The organism is Pseudomonas sp. G(2018), from assembly GCF_005502415.1.
Classification (GTDB): Bacteria; Pseudomonadota; Gammaproteobacteria; order Pseudomonadales; family Pseudomonadaceae; genus Aquipseudomonas.
The window spans coordinates 15,142-29,495 of the sequence record NZ_SCOO01000043.1 but is presented as its reverse complement, the minus strand read 5'-3'; the positions used below and the strand labels follow the sequence as shown (position 1 = coordinate 29,495).

The following is a 14,354-nucleotide window of genomic DNA, read 5'->3' as shown; positions in this document are numbered from 1 at the left end:
CACGGACCGTCAGCGTCTAAAGAGTCGATGTCTCCTCTGCGAGACTGACAGCTTCAGCCAGTGCGGTGTTGAAGTCGGTGTGGTAATGCTCCGTGCCGATTTCTTGCAAGATACCCACCCTTTCGAGCTTGTTACGCACTTTCGTATTCGCCTCGCAAAGTTTCACCACGATATGCCGCTTGTGCAGCTGCTGGATGACCTCCTCCAGCACCTGTAAGCCTGTGATATCCATGAATGGGACGCGCTTCAAACGGATAATCAGCAGGCGTGGGTCGGTATGGGTCTGAGCCAGGACTCGCTCGAAAGTCTCGGCCGCGCCAAAGAACAACGGCCCTTCAATCGTATAAATCAATGTCCCGGGCGGCAGGCGAGCATGCCCGTTGGCCCTTAGCTCTTCTTCCAGCTCGTGCTCGACGACCTGTTGCACCTCCACGGATGAGGCCATGCGGCGCATGAAGTGCAGCATCGCCAGAATGACGCCAATATTCACGGCGATCACCAAGTCGCTGAACACGGTGAGGCTGAAGGTGATGAGCAGGATCGATACGTCCGCGCGCGGGGCTCGCTGGACCATGCGCTTGAAATGCTTCAATTCGCTCATGTTGTATGCGACCACGAAAAGAATAGCGGCCAGTGCGCACAGCGGGATGTTTGAGGCCAGAGGTGCCAGAAACAGAATAATAAGCACCAGGGTGACTGCGTGCGTAATGCCGGCCAGCGGGCTTGTGCCGCCATTACGGATATTGGTTGCCGTGCGGGCAATGGCTCCGGTAGCGGCAAAGCCGCCAAACAAGGGCGTGACCAGGTTGGCCACTCCCTGACCGATCAGCTCCTGATTGGAATCATGCTTGGTACCTGCCATGCCATCGGCCACCATCGCGGACAGCAGTGATTCGATTGCTCCAAGCATGGCGATCGTGAACGCCGGACCAATCAAATCGATGACACGCGACAGCGTGATTTCAGGCAGGCTCAGCGTTGGCAGACCTTGAGGTATGCCCCCAAATGCACTGCCAATTGTGGCGACCCCCTCGAAGTGAAAGGTTGACTGTATCGCGGTAGCGACGGCCATTGCGATTAGCGGGCCAGGTATCCGTTTGAGTCCGGGAATTCTGGACGCGCTTATGACCAGGAAAAGGCTGATCACCGCCAACAGGGTTGTGGCGATATGAAGATCCGGCAGGGCCTGGAGCAGATGCCAGAGCTTTTCATGGAAGTGCTCTCCACTGACCTTCGGTAAACCGAAAAAGTCTCTCCACTGCCCGACCCATATGATCACGCCGATGCCCGCAGTGAATCCGACGATCACCGGATCGGGAATAAACTTGATGATTGCACCGAGCCGGGCCACCCCCAGCAATAGCAGCATGGCCCCCGCCATCATCGTGGCGATTTGCAGACCGTCAACACCATGCTCGGCTGTGACGCCCGCCAGAATCACGATGAACGCACCTGTCGGCCCGGCAATTTGCAAGCGGCTTCCCCCAAAGAGCGAAACCAGCAGACCACCGATGATTGCGGTGTAGATGCCTTGTTCAGGCTTGACGCCAGATGCGATGGCAAACGCCATTGCCAGAGGGAGCGCCACGACCCCTACGATCACGCCAGACACTATATTGCGAAGCCAGTGCCCTCGCCCCAACAGCCCCGTCTTCCACGCCTCACCTATCGCAATCACGGCTAGCCCCTCAGTGGATGCATGTGCATAATATTAACATACAGTGATAATTGAAATGCCCTGGCTCCACTGCTTCGTGCGGCTGGAGATGTTTATGGTGAAAGCTCAGATGGAGCTGGGCGGGCATGCACTGCCAATAGAGAATTTTGAGAACGCGCGTAGCGTGGTGACAGACATGAATCGTAAAGCTGTGAAAACCAAACATGCCGAAGGCGTGTCCTTCGACACCCATGTGATCGCAAACCCGACCAACCCCAAGGAGTGGATTGTGTTTTTCAAGAAGGACGCCGGGAGAAGTTATTTCCTGGTTGATGACAACGAAGAGGTCGAGTCTTTCGGGCATTTGGATGACTTGATCGCCGAGCTTCGAGACTTGGGCCTCAAGACTGCTGAAATCCACTTTTAACCCTTGGGTCACCCTCGATCATCAGGTATCTGGTTGCTTTCCACGTACTGGAGCTTTTGTATCAGGCACTCCGGCATTCTGGTGCGATAGGCACCATCGTTGCGCAGTACTCTGACGATTCGAACGTATCGCTCCATAAAGCTGTAGGGGGAGTTGAAGGTAGCCCGGCGTCTTGAATTTGGGTCCGGAATTCGGACGCAGAATCAATGCAATCAATAAACCAATCAGTTGTTGAAATCACTTGGTCGAGCGGTACGAAACAGCCGTACCGCTACTTTGACTAAACCAGCCTTGATGGATCAGACCAACGCGCTTCTTCGCTTGAGTTCAGTATTGAGAATGAAATCATTCTCCGAATAATCCACGGGGCAATCGATCACGTGCACGCCCGGTTCGCTGATGCAGCGTTGCAACAGAGGCAGGAAATCTTCGGCACTTTCCACCCGGTGGCCGTTGGCGCCATAGCTTTGCGCATACATGACGAAATCCGGATTGCCATAGTCCAGGCCGAAATCGGTGAAGCCCATGTTCGACTGTTTCCAGCGGATCATGCCGTAGCCGTCGTCGCGCAGGATGATGACCGTCAGGTTCATTTTCAGGCGCACGGCGGTTTCCAGTTCCTGGCTGTTCATCATGAAACCACCGTCGCCGCACACGGCCACCACAGGGCGATCCGGGTAAACCAGATGCGAGGCCATGGCCGATGGCAGGCCTGCGCCCATGGTCGCCAGAGCGTTGTCCAGCAGTACGGTGTTGGGCTTGTGGGCCTTGTAGTTGCGCGCGAACCAGATTTTGTAGATACCGTTGTCCAGCGCGACGATGCCCTCGGATGGCAAGGCGCGACGCACATCAGCCACGAAGCGCTGAGGGTAGATCGGGAAGCGGTTGTCGTCCGCGCCCTCGATGATCTGGGCTTCGTTGGCTTCGCGGATCGCCAGCAGGCGGCTGAAATCCCAATGTTTCTGAGTTTTCAGCGCCTCGCCGATCTGCCACACGGCATTGGCGATGTCGCCCACCACTTCAATCTGCGGGAAATAAACAGGATCGACTTCTGCAGAACGGAAGTTGACGTGGATCACTTCGGTTCCGCCACGGACCATGAAAAACGGCGGTTTCTCAATCACGTCGTGACCGATGTTGACGATCAGATCGGCGGCCTCGACCGCGCGGTGGACGAAGTCGCCGGCAGAGAGTGCGGCGTTGCCGAGAAAGCGTGGATGGCGTTCGTCCACCACGCCCTTGCCCATTTGCGTGGTGACAAACGGGATGCCGGTTTGGTCGATCAGTTGTTTGAGGACCTTGGCGGTCATTTTTCGATTGGCGCCGGCGCCGATCACCAGGATCGGGCTGCGGGCGGCCTTTAGTTTTTCGACGGCACCTTCGATGGATTTGTGTTCGGCCAGGGGGCGACGGACCAGGCTCGGCGGGATCGGCATGCTTTCGGTCTGTTCGGCGGCAATGTCTTCAGGCAATTCCAGGTGCACGGCCCCGGGCTTTTCTTCTTCAGCCAGGCGAAAGGCTTCGCGTACGCGCGAAGGAATGTTGTCGGCAGACGCCAACTGATGGGTGTACTTGGTCAGCGGCTGCATCATGCCGACGACGTCCAGTATCTGGAAACGGCCCTGCTTGGACTTCTTGATCGGTTTCTGCCCCGTGATCATCAGCATCGGCATGCCACCGAGGTAGGCGTAGGCACCGGCCGTGACCAGGTTGGTCGCGCCTGGGCCGAGCGTCGACAGGCTGACGCCGGTCTTGCCCGTGAGCCTGCCGTAGGTGGCGGCCATGAAACCGGCGGACTGCTCGTGGCGGGTCAGTACCAGCTTGATGGTTGATTTGCGCAGGGACTCCAGCAAGTCAAGGTTTTCCTCGCCAGGAATGCCGAATACGAACTCCACGCCCTCGTTTTCCAGACATTGCACAACGACATCTGCGGCCTTGGCCATTTCTCTACCTCGATATCTGTGGGCGCTCACGCGCGTTTGCGATGTTCGATCAAGTGGCAAGCCTGACAGCGCCGGCCGCTACCTGCCCCAGAGGCTGACGCACGCCTGCCGTCGTATCCAATTCCTTTTCGAAATAAGGACCCCCTGCCCCTGCAGTCGATTCAGCATCTCAAGCTACGCATGCATTGGACGCAGTCCCCGAAAACAGCGCTGATCGGTCAACTACACTGACTCGACACACGGCTGCACAGAGACTTCGGGCATGGCGACCAAAACTGCAATCGTATTCGCTGGCGGTGGCAGCCTGGGGGCTGTCCAGGTTGGCATGTTGCGGGCCCTGGTCGAGGCCAATGTTCGATTCGACTTGGTGGTGGGAGCTTCGGTGGGGGCCATCAACGGTGCCTACTTTGCCGCAAGACCCGATGCCGAAGGTGTCGAGGCGCTCGCCGGTTTCTGGCGCGGCTTGCGTAAAACGGACATCTTTCCCCTGTCCTGGCTCGATACCTGTAGAGGATTGATCAAACGGCGGGGTTTTCTGTTGCAGCCGCAAGCCTTGAACCGACTGCTGGGGCAAGCACTGCCGATCCACCGCATCGAGGACGCGACGCTGCCCCTGCACATCGTCACCACCGACCTGCTCAGCGGTGCCGAGACCGTGCTGTCCAAGGGTGAACTCAGGCAGGCCTTACTGGCCAGCGCAGCCATCCCGTTGGTGTTCCCCTGCGTACAAATAGCCGATCAGTTCCTGATTGACGGTGGCGTGGCCAGCAATACGCCTATTTCAACGGCCGTAGCCCTGGGCGCCACCAACGTCGTGGTCGTCCCCACTGGAATGAGTTGCGCCCTTTCTCAACCGCCCCGAGGCTTGATCGCCCTGGCCTTGCATACCGTCAACCTGATGAGCATGCGTCAGTTGGTGAGCGACATCGAACACTTCCGCACCCTCACCAGCCTGCACATCGTCCCGCCTTTGTGCCCCGTGGATGTCTCGGTGTTCAACTTTGCCCAGACCGAGTCTCTGTTGCAGCGCGCTTATGAGCAGACCCTCAGGTGGCTGGACCGTGGCGGGCTGGAACGCACCAAGGTTCCGCATTCCCTGATCACCCATTCACATGCCCATGAGCATTGAGTGGCTGCAGCCAGGCGAGCCTCAATCGGCAGGCCTGGCCTGAGGAAGAAAAACCTGAAAGTCGCTCAGGCGGACTTCAGGGCAAAACGCGAATCCGGGCGATTCAGGCCGTAGTGCTCACGCAGCGTGCTCCCCGCGTATTCATGACGGAACAGGCCGCGCTTGCGCAGGATCGGCAGCACTTCATCGAGGAACACTTCAAAGCCCTCGGGGAACGCCGGCGGCATCACGTTGAAACCATCGGCGGCGCCACTGCGGAACCACTGCTCGATCAGGTCGGCAATCTGCACCGGCGTGCCCACCGGCACCCAATGCCCGCGCGCACCGGCCAGGCGATTGATCAGCTGGCGCAGTGTCGGTTTCTCGCGGTCGACGATGTCGATGATCAGCTTGAAGCGGCTGGACTGGCTTTCGCTGCTGTCGAAGTTGATCAGGTGGCGCGGGAATGGCGCATCCAGATCCTGACCGGACAGGTCCACGCCCAACATGCGGCGTAGCTGGCCCAGGGAAATGTGCGGCAGCACCAGTTCGTTGAGCTCGTCGAATTTGCGCTGGGCTTCGGCTTCGGTGCTGCCAATGTACGGGCTGATGCCCGGAAGGATTTTCAGCTGGCGAGGGTTGCGCCCCACTGCCTTCGCCCGCGCACGGATATCGTTAGCGAATTCGGTCGCGCTTTGCAGGGTCTGGTGCGCGGTGAAAATCGCTTCAGCATGCCTGGAGGCGAAATCACGGCCATCTTCGGAAGAGCCGGCCTGCACCTGCACCGGTCGCCCCTGAGGCGAGCGCGGCGAGTTGAACGGGCCTTTGACTTTGTAGTGAGCGCCCACGTGGTTGATCGTATGCACCTTGTCATTGTCGGCAAACACCCCGGAGGTCTTGTCCAGCACCAGCGCATCGTCCTCCCAGCTGTCCCACAGGTCACCGACCACTTGCACGAATTCTTCGGCCTGGGCATAGCGATCATGGGCCGATGGGTGTTGGTCCAGGCCGAAGTTGGCGGCTGCGGCGGCCATGGAAGTGGTGACGATGTTCCAGCCCGCGCGGCCCTTGCTGAGGTGGTCCAACGCACTGAACGAACGGGCCAGGTTGTAGGGCTCGCTGTAGGTCGTGCTGGCCGTTGCGATCAGGCCGATGCGTTGGGTCACCGCGGCAATTGCCGCTAACCAGGTGATGGGTTCGAAACGAATGCGCAAACCTTCACGTCCGCTTTCGGCCAGTGATGGCGAATCCGCGAAGAAAATCGCATCAAGCTTTTCGTACTCAGCGCGTAACGCCAGTTGCTGGTAATAGCCGATATCCATGGAAGATTCCGGCACCGATTGCGGGTGACGCCAGGCGGCTTCGTGATGGCCGTTGGGGTAGATGAAGAGGTTAAGGTTGAGTTGGCGTTCGGACATTTTCCGTTCCTTGAAAAAGAGTAAGTCTGAAAAATATGAGCCACAGAGGCTCAGTGCAGCTCGGCGAAATCGCTCAGCACATCGTCGCGCAGAGCGATGAAACGGCTGTCACTGCGGTTGCGCGAGCGCGGCAGATCGATGTCGACAATGCGCCGGATCCGGCCAGGGTTGGGCTGCATCACCACCACGCGATCACCCAGGAATACCGCCTCATCAACATCGTGGGTAACCAGGATCATGGTGATTTTTTCCTTGGCCCAGATGTTTTGCAGTTCGCCCTGCAGGCGCGCACGGGAAAAGGCGTCGAGGGCACCCAGCGGTTCATCCAGTAACAGGATGCTCGGGCGATTGACCAGGCCGCGGGCTATGGCCACGCGTTGCGCCATGCCGCCGGAAATCTGATGCGGGTAGGCATCGGTAAAGTCTTGCAGGCCGACCAGTTCGATGTGCTCGCGCACGGTCTCGCGTTTCTGCCCGGGGCTCAGGGGTGAATTCTTCAGCCCGACAGCAACGTTCTGCTCGACGTTGAGCCAGGGAAACAAGCGGTGATCCTGAAACACAATGCCGCGTTCCAGACCAGTGCCTTCGATGGGTTTGCCATTGAGCAGGATGCGCCCGTCGTATTCTTCGTCCAGGCCAAGTATCAGTCGCAGCAGCGTGGATTTGCCGCAACCACTGGCGCCGACGATGCTGATGAACTCGCCAGGTGCGATGTCGAGATGGATGTTGTCGAGTACTTGCAATTGAGTCGAACTGCCCGGTCGGGAAGCGAATCGCTTGCTGATGTTTTGCAGGGTCAGGCTGTTGTTGAGCATGTTGCAATCCTTATGAAAGTGCCGATCAACGAGCAGCGATGCCATACAGGCGCTGCATCCGCCGCTCGAGTGTCCGGGCCAGGGCATTGAGGCCCCAGCCCACCAGGCCGATAACCACCATCCCGAACAACACCAGGTCCATCATGAAATGTTCGCTGCCATCAATAAGCGTATTGCCGATCCCCTCCCCCGATACCAGCAGATATTCGGCGCCGATGGTCGCCAGCCAGGAATAGACCAGCGCCAGGTAAAGTCCTGTGAAAATCGACGGCAAAGCGGCGGGCAGCATGACCCCGATGATGGTTTGCCAGTGGGTGAAGCCATACACCCGCGCCACTTCCAACAGATTGGGCGGGACGTTGCGCAAACCGTCGCAGGTATTGACCACCACAGGCACCAGTGCCGCCAGTGACAGGAACACCACCTTGGCCACGTCGCCCAGGCCGAACCACACCGAGATCAAGGGGATCCAGGCGAACAGAGAGATTTGCTTGAAGGTATTGAAACTCGGACCTACAAGACGTTCGAAATACCGCGACAGGCCCAACAGGCAACCCAATATCAGGCCCAGCGTGGTACCGATAAAAAAGCCACTGAGGTTGCGCGCCAGGCTGGCGGAAATGGCCCGCCAGAATTTGCCCGAAGCAATTTGATCCCAAGCCGTTGCGGCGACTTTTTCCGGCGAAACGAGCAGGCCCGATTGGCTCCAGCCCTGGTTCGAAGCCAGCCACCACAGGGCGATGGCGGCAATTGGCAAGACCCAACCTCGATATCTTCTACCGCCGTTACCTGCTGCAATGATTGCACTCATGACAAGCGCCCCCCAGCAGCTGGACGACCACGATTCAGGCGCCGCTCCACGTAATCGAAACCGCGGTCTATCGCCAGACCGAGCGCACCCACTACCACAACGGCCGCCATCACCAGGTCCAGTTGAAACAGCTGGCGCCCATAGACGATCAGGTAACCCAGCCCCTCACTCGATGCCACCAACTCGACCACGACCAGTGATAACCAGGCTTTGGTGAAGCCCAGACGCAATCCGGTAAACAGCGTCGGGACGGCTGCCGGCAAGACGATGGAGCTGACGCTTTGTCGACGGCTGAAACCGTAGGCCCGACCGACTTCCAACAGTCCCTTGGGTGCCTGGTGGAAAGCCTGCAAGGTGCACAGGGTGATCGGCACCATGGCGGCCTTGGCAATTAGCACATACTTGAGCGTCTCGCCGATGCCGAACAGCAGCAAGGCAAACGGCAACCAGCCAAGTACCGGGATCTGCACCAGCGCGTTGAAGGTGGGTAGCAGAAAGTCCTCTACCGTCCTGGAAAGTCCCATGGCCAGCCCCAGCGCCATGCCGATGAACGCGCCCAAGGTAAATCCGACGACAACCCGTTGCAGGCTGGCGGACGCATTCAGCCAAAGATCACCACTGGTGACCAGGTCCGACAAGGTCTGATAAATGTAGGCTGGCGGTGGTAGCACCTGCTCTGAAAGCCAGCCGCGTTCCACCCCCAGGTACCATAAGCCGAGCAACACCAGCGGCAACAACCAGGGCAAAGCCTTGTCACCCAGACTCAAAGTCCACCTGGACGTGCGAGGCACCTCAACCTTGCGAACCGGGCGAGTCGGTGACGGTGGCAAACGCTTGACGTTGTCGCTCGCGATGGCCGGTGCCGTGTACTGCTCTATCCTGACGGTCTGTGCCCTGGCCATTTGCCTAGCTCCCTTGCTTGCTGGTCGCGGCCGCTACTGCATTGCCGGCCGGTTGTTTGCCATCCGGGCCATAGGGCGTCCAGTAGTTCTCCAGACCCTTGGTTTTCAGGGATTTTTGCAAATAACGGGTCTCGAACCAGCCATCGATACTGACGGGGCGGCGGATGAGCTTTTCTTCCTTGGCCTGATCCGCCACGGCCTGATAGCGGCCAAGCAGGAAGTTGTCGACCAGAGGCGAGGCCCGATCCCTGATGCTTACCCCGGTAAAGTCGGCGCGCAGTGAATCTGCGGGTTCATTACTCTTGGCCCATTCAGCGAAGACCGCATCACGATGGCTGTCCTCCGACGTCCATTTCGCTGCGTCCACCAGTGTATCGACGACCTTTTGCACGTTGTCCGGATGTTCTTTTTCGTAGGCACCCCGAACCACCAAGGCGGTCTGCCGGGTGTAGCGCACATCCTGAGTGGGGTTGTCGTAAATAATGTCGATCAAGCCTTTATCGCGCAGCTTGAACAGTTCACGACCGCCGAATGCGGCATCTACGCCATTGGACACCAAGGCTGCCTGAGTGCTTCCGGTGTCGAGGTTGATCACCTTGATATCGCGCTCGGTAAGACCATGCTCCGCCAACAGGTTGATCGTCACCAGATGGCCATTGGTTCCACGAAAGATCGCCACCTTTTTGCCCTTAAGATCCTCGATTCTTTTGAGATCGGATCCTTTGGGAACGGCCAGGTAAAGATTGGCACGTACGCCCAGTGCGGCCAGCAGTTTGGTGTCCAGTCCGTTGGAGCGCCCGACGACGGCAGGAAGATCGCCCTGGTAGGCGAAGTCGAGTTGCTGGTTTGAAAAGGCTTCGTTTACCGCGGGGCCGGCGCCCTTGAAGAAAAACCACTGCACCTCGGTCCCGGTTCCAGCGAAGGCTTTTTCCAGCAATTGTTGATTGCGCACGATACCCAGGGGCGAACCACTGAACGTAACCGGGTCACCGCCGCCGGCCGTCGCTACACCAATGCGCAACACATCGGCCTGGGCCACGGGGATTGCGAGAATCGCAACCAATGCCGCAACGATGCTGCCCTTGCGAAACAGAGGGATATGTTTGAGTTCCATGTACAGGTCTTCCTTGTGTCAATGAGACTTGGCCTGTCAGGCGGCGAGGTGTTTTTTGTCGGCTTCGGTTTTCGGCGAGCGGGTATCCGGGCTTGGCTTGAGCGCCTGGCTCAGGCGACCGTCCACCCCACCGGTACATCACCGTCGATGGTGGTTCGGCGCACGATGCGTTGGGCATCGCCGTAGTCGTTGATCGCTATATGCTGCGTGGCGCGGTTGTCCCAGATCACCACATCCCCCTCTTGCCAGCGCCAGCGCACGGTGTTGTCGACATGGGTAATGCGGTCATGGAATAGGCGAATCAGTTGTTTCGAATCGTTATTGCTGACGCCTTGTATGTGTTTGACGAAGTGCCCCAACAACAAACTTTTTTCACCCGACTCCGGGTGCACCCGCACCAAAGGATGTTCGGTCTCGTAGACTTCGGCGGTAAATTGTTCGCGGTAGCGTTTTAAACCCGACTCATCGGTATTACGCGGCGCCGCATAGTCATATAAATTGGTGTGCAACGCGCGGAGACCATCTGCAAGTTGTTTCAATGGCTCGGGCAAGTCGGCGTAGGCCGCCGCGGTATTAGCCCACACCGTGTCGCCGCCATAAGGTGGAATAACCACACCGCGCAAGATAGATATTTTTGGGTAATTGGCAACAAAGGTCACATCGGTGTGCCAGGAATTGGCGCGGGTTTCCTTGGCGTCCAGGTGCAGGATAGCGGCACTTTGCTCGGCCGAACGCACGGTCGGATGCGGTACCTGGTCACCGAAGCGCCGGGAAAAAGCTTCGTGCTCGGCGTCATCCAAATGTTGGTCGCGAAAGAACAGGACTTTATATTTCAGAAGTGCCTGATTAATGAATTCGAATGTTTCAGCACTGATGTTCCCACCCAGTTTTACTCCCTCCAGTTGCGCACCAATTCGACCAGCGACGGGTTTGATTTGAATGATCATCGAGTTACCTCCTGTCTCACGAGTTGTTGTGGAACAGATCATAAAGACATAAAACACCCCATGACTAATCATCATTTCGTATAAAGATATAAGTGTGCCCTGTATAACTAAGCCGTCGTAAAGATCAGCGAAGCGTTATAAGCCTGCGGTTATTAGCTCATAACTAATTTACCAACAAACAAACGAAATGCCGGAACAGGCATACCCACTAACAGTGGCCTGACGATATTCACCGTCACTGCGCTCCTTCACGCACCCGCCCCGCTTACCGGTTGTCGAGATTCAGGCGTTCTCGGGTGACGTGGAATATTCTGGTGAGGCCCGTGAACGTGAGCCGGTATCGGTTCGGATGAGCGACTGCCCTGGGTACACCGCCGGCTCTTTTGCCTGACGCACTTAAAAGGAGAAGCCAGCATGAACACCATGAAACTTCACCCTGCACTGGACAATGGCATCCAACCCGCTTCTGCCGATTTCACAGGTGGCACCCTGCAATGCCTGTGTGCAACCGACAAGGTCGAAGTCAGGATCGACGCGCAGACCATGTACAACCACGCGTGCGGTTGCAGCAAATGCTGGAAACCGCCAAACGCGCTATTCGCCGTCATTGCCGTGGTACCCCGGGATAAAGTTCGCGTCACTGCCCACGGCGAAAAACTGGCGATTGTCGACGAAGCCGCCACCATTCAGCGCCACGCCTGCAAGCAGTGTCATGCCCATCTTTTCGGGCGTATCGAGAACAAGAACCATGCATTTTATGGCCTGGACTTCATTCATACCGAACTCTCTCCCCAGAAGGGATGGTCAGCACCCGACTTCGCGGCGTTTGTGTCTTCCTTGATCGAAACCGGCACATCACCGGCGCAAATGAAAGCCATCCGTGAACGCCTGCGCTCGATCGGCCTGGAGCCCTATGATTGCCTGTCCCCGGATCTGATGGACGCACTGGCGACTCATGTCGCCAAACAGAAAGGCCTGCTCCCCGCCGCCTGATTGATCGGTCGCCGCGGTTGCTTGGCTCGGACCGCGGCACCGGTTCACCGCCTTATGAGGAAAGGGTCAGCCTGACACCTCGCCTAGACTAGGTTTTCGATCAATGGATCGGCACTCGACCATAACTACAAGCTATTGATATATATGTATTTTCTACTTTTAAAAGAGAGAAAATGATGCGCCGCACACATTTGCTTACAAAGCAGCAGCTCGCTATGCAGCGAGTTTGTAACTACAAGTGATAGGTTACGCTGCCTTACCTGACCATGAGATGCACAAGCCTTACATTATGCGCATCCACCTACCCAGCCTCCCTGCATTCGGGGCTTACCTTGCCCTTACTTGCCTGTTTGCGACCGCATGGCTCACCCACCCCGCACCTGTACACTCATCCTTTGCCCTGATGAGTCCGACGCGGGCTGTGGCTGATCAAGTCGCCAAACCCATCTATACCAGTCGATTTGCCTCATCCGGCCTGGTGGATTTCGTACATTCCTCGGCAGTAACCGCCTTGCCTGACGGCAGCCTGATGGCGGTCTGGTTCGCCGGCACTCGCGAAGGCGCGGCCGACGTGCAGGTGCGCTCTGCCCGCTTCGACGCGAACACCGGCGAATGGGGGGCGGAACAGGTACTGGCGACTCGGGATTCGACCCAACAGGGCACTCGCAAATACATCCGCAAGTTGGGTAACCCGGTCGTTGCGCTCGCGCCGGACAACCGGCTCTGGTTGTTCTACGTGTCGGTGTCCATGGGCGGTTGGGCCGGCAGTGCGGTCAATGTGATGGTCTCCGACGACTATGGTCGCCAGTGGTCCGAGCCACGCCAGTTGGTCACCTCCCCCTTTCTGAATATCAGCACCCTGGTACGTTCGGCCCCGGTGTTCCATGCTGACGGGTCCATCGGTTTGCCGGTCTACCACGAATTCCTGGGCAAGTTTTCCGAGTACCTGTACCTGAGCGCAGACGGTGACGTGATCGATAAATACCGCATCAGCCGCGGCAATAATTCATTGCAACCGACGGTTGTTCCGCTCGATGGCCAGCGTGGTATCGCCTTGCTGCGCTATGCCGGCAACACCCACCACCGTGTCCTGGCGACCCGCACCGAAGACGCCGGGCAAACCTGGAGCGAACCTTATCCGCTCGACCCCTCGAATCCGAACTCCTCGTTGGCCGCCATCGCGACACCCGAACATGGGTTGTTGGTGGCGCTCAATGATTTGCAGGAGGGGCGCTTCAAACTGAGTCTTTATGGTACCGATGCAAAAATGGACGATTGGCGCTCGCTGCGCGATCTCGACAAATCTCCTGATCCTGAGGGCGATACGTTTTCACCCGAGGCCTACAAGGAAATCATAGGTAGAGAGTTCCGCGGATCCAGCGGCGCACTTCGCCAACCGCTGGAGGCCCAGTTCCTGAACAACCTCGACAACCGGGTCTGCAAGGCGCAAGGCTGCATTTTCGAATATGAATACCCCTACTTCATTCGAAGTCCCGACGGTTTGTATCACCTGGTTTACTCCTGGAATAACACCTTCATCAAGCACGTGACCTTCAACGATGCATGGCTGTCGGAGCGTGCCAAATGATCAACCTGTGGCAAGCCCATATCAGCTTCGCAATGATCGTCTTCCTGTTGCTGCCGTCCTTTGGCCTGAAGAGGACCGCACGGATCGGGATATTGCTCGCATTGCTGGCAGTCAGCTTCATACCGCTGGATGGTTTGTCGTTGGCCGCGTACTTGCGCAGCCACATTGATGACCTTGCCGTCACGACCCTGGTTTTCATGGCGTGGGGCTGTTTGCGTCGACTGGATGTCCTGCCGCCTGCGCAGCCAGGCACTACCACCGTACTGATTATCTTCGCCGCAATGGCGCTGGCGCTCTATCCGGCAACGCTGGGGTTGACTTACCTGGACCCCTATCGGTTCGGTTTCAGCCCACGCCCGATGCTGATCTTCGTCGGGCTGCTCACGGCAGGCCTGTTCTATCTGCGCAGTTATTTGACCGTCGTGATGCTGGCCACTGCGACCCTGGCCTTCATCGGCGGGATAAAACCGTCGCATAACTATTGGGACTACCTGGTCGATCCGTTGCTGGGCCTGTACTGCTGCTCGGCATTGCTGATGCTTGCGGTGCGCGGTATGCGTGGCCTGCGAAATCCATCGCATGGCTCAGTGAAAGACTCCAGATCCGCTTGAGATTCAACGACAACTTTTTA

12 protein-coding genes and 1 pseudogene are annotated in these 14,354 nt (G+C 57.8%); 5 read left to right on the top strand and 8 right to left on the bottom strand.

Going from position 1 to position 14,354, the window contains the following annotated elements; translation table 11 throughout:
* Positions 1–16 precede the first annotated feature (16 nt).
* On the bottom strand, positions 17–1,678 hold the full coding sequence (locus tag FFS64_RS27715; protein ID WP_137807967.1) for a SulP family inorganic anion transporter: 1,662 nt from the start codon (positions 1,676–1,678) through the stop codon (positions 17–19).
* Between the two features lie 175 nt (positions 1,679–1,853).
* On the opposite strand from FFS64_RS27715, the gene FFS64_RS27710 reads away from it, so the two are divergent.
* Positions 1,854–2,084 (top strand): hypothetical protein, encoded by a 231-nt coding sequence (locus FFS64_RS27710; protein ID WP_095194359.1) that lies wholly within the window; start codon positions 1,854–1,856, stop codon positions 2,082–2,084.
* 299 nt (positions 2,085–2,383) lie between these two features.
* Here FFS64_RS27710 and FFS64_RS27705 read toward each other — a convergent pair whose 3' ends face one another.
* On the bottom strand, positions 2,384–4,027 hold the full coding sequence (locus tag FFS64_RS27705) for an acetolactate synthase large subunit (RefSeq protein ID WP_137807966.1): 1,644 nt from the start codon (positions 4,025–4,027) through the stop codon (positions 2,384–2,386).
* 262 nt (positions 4,028–4,289) lie between these two features.
* Between FFS64_RS27705 and FFS64_RS27700 the strand changes: the two genes are divergently transcribed.
* Positions 4,290–5,156 (top strand): patatin-like phospholipase family protein, encoded by an 867-nt coding sequence (locus tag FFS64_RS27700; RefSeq protein WP_137807965.1) that lies wholly within the window; start codon positions 4,290–4,292, stop codon positions 5,154–5,156.
* Between the two features lie 65 nt (positions 5,157–5,221).
* Here the strand turns inward: FFS64_RS27700 and FFS64_RS27695 are convergent, their stop codons facing one another.
* From FFS64_RS27695 to FFS64_RS27670, 6 genes and pseudogenes are all read right to left on the bottom strand, one after another.
* Positions 5,222–6,553, bottom strand: coding sequence for an LLM class flavin-dependent oxidoreductase (locus FFS64_RS27695; protein WP_137807964.1), 1,332 nt, complete (start codon positions 6,551–6,553; stop codon positions 5,222–5,224).
* 50 nt (positions 6,554–6,603) lie between these two features.
* Positions 6,604–7,368, bottom strand: coding sequence for an ABC transporter ATP-binding protein (locus tag FFS64_RS27690; protein ID WP_137807963.1), 765 nt, complete (start codon positions 7,366–7,368; stop codon positions 6,604–6,606).
* A gap of 25 nt (positions 7,369–7,393) precedes the next feature.
* Positions 7,394–8,179 (bottom strand): ABC transporter permease, encoded by a 786-nt coding sequence (locus tag FFS64_RS27685; protein ID WP_137807962.1) that lies wholly within the window; start codon positions 8,177–8,179, stop codon positions 7,394–7,396.
* Positions 8,176–9,081, bottom strand: coding sequence for an ABC transporter permease (locus tag FFS64_RS27680; RefSeq protein WP_137807961.1), 906 nt, complete (start codon positions 9,079–9,081; stop codon positions 8,176–8,178). Before FFS64_RS27680 ends, FFS64_RS27685 begins: the two co-directional genes overlap by 4 nt.
* 4 nt (positions 9,082–9,085) lie before the next feature.
* Positions 9,086–10,195: an ABC transporter substrate-binding protein gene (locus FFS64_RS27675; RefSeq protein ID WP_137807960.1), complete on the bottom strand. Its 1,110-nt coding sequence runs from the start codon at positions 10,193–10,195 to the stop codon at positions 9,086–9,088.
* 36 nt (positions 10,196–10,231) lie between these two features.
* Positions 10,232–11,142: pseudogene (locus FFS64_RS27670) on the bottom strand (TauD/TfdA dioxygenase family protein).
* A gap of 414 nt (positions 11,143–11,556) precedes the next feature.
* On the opposite strand from FFS64_RS27670, the gene gfa reads away from it, so the two are divergent.
* The 3 genes from gfa (at position 11,557) to FFS64_RS27655 (ending at position 14,334) form a co-directional block, all read left to right on the top strand.
* Positions 11,557–12,135, top strand: a complete 579-nt coding sequence (gfa, locus tag FFS64_RS27665) for an S-(hydroxymethyl)glutathione synthase (RefSeq protein WP_137807959.1) — start codon at positions 11,557–11,559, stop codon at positions 12,133–12,135.
* 289 nt (positions 12,136–12,424) lie between these two features.
* Positions 12,425–13,723: an exo-alpha-sialidase gene (locus FFS64_RS27660; RefSeq protein ID WP_137807980.1), complete on the top strand. Its 1,299-nt coding sequence runs from the start codon at positions 12,425–12,427 to the stop codon at positions 13,721–13,723.
* On the top strand, positions 13,720–14,334 hold the full coding sequence (locus FFS64_RS27655) for a hypothetical protein (protein WP_137807958.1): 615 nt from the start codon (positions 13,720–13,722) through the stop codon (positions 14,332–14,334). The genes FFS64_RS27660 and FFS64_RS27655 overlap by 4 nt, the downstream gene beginning before the upstream one ends.
* Positions 14,335–14,354 lie beyond the last annotated feature (20 nt).

Coding starts and splice junctions, on each gene's coding strand:
- FFS64_RS27710 (WP_095194359.1), top strand. CDS start 1,854: ATGAATCGTAAAGCTGTGAAAACCAAACATGCCGAAGGCGTGTCCTTC.
- FFS64_RS27705 (WP_137807966.1), bottom strand. CDS start 4,027: ATGGCCAAGGCCGCAGATGTCGTTGTGCAATGTCTGGAAAACGAGGGC.
- FFS64_RS27700 (WP_137807965.1), top strand. CDS start 4,290: ATGGCGACCAAAACTGCAATCGTATTCGCTGGCGGTGGCAGCCTGGGG.
- FFS64_RS27695 (WP_137807964.1), bottom strand. CDS start 6,553: ATGTCCGAACGCCAACTCAACCTTAACCTCTTCATCTACCCCAACGGC.
- FFS64_RS27690 (WP_137807963.1), bottom strand. CDS start 7,368: ATGCTCAACAACAGCCTGACCCTGCAAAACATCAGCAAGCGATTCGCT.
- FFS64_RS27685 (WP_137807962.1), bottom strand. CDS start 8,179: ATGAGTGCAATCATTGCAGCAGGTAACGGCGGTAGAAGATATCGAGGT.
- FFS64_RS27680 (WP_137807961.1), bottom strand. CDS start 9,081: ATGGCCAGGGCACAGACCGTCAGGATAGAGCAGTACACGGCACCGGCC.
- FFS64_RS27675 (WP_137807960.1), bottom strand. CDS start 10,195: ATGGAACTCAAACATATCCCTCTGTTTCGCAAGGGCAGCATCGTTGCG.
- gfa (WP_137807959.1), top strand. CDS start 11,557: ATGAACACCATGAAACTTCACCCTGCACTGGACAATGGCATCCAACCC.
- FFS64_RS27660 (WP_137807980.1), top strand. CDS start 12,425: ATGCGCATCCACCTACCCAGCCTCCCTGCATTCGGGGCTTACCTTGCC.
- FFS64_RS27655 (WP_137807958.1), top strand. CDS start 13,720: ATGATCAACCTGTGGCAAGCCCATATCAGCTTCGCAATGATCGTCTTC.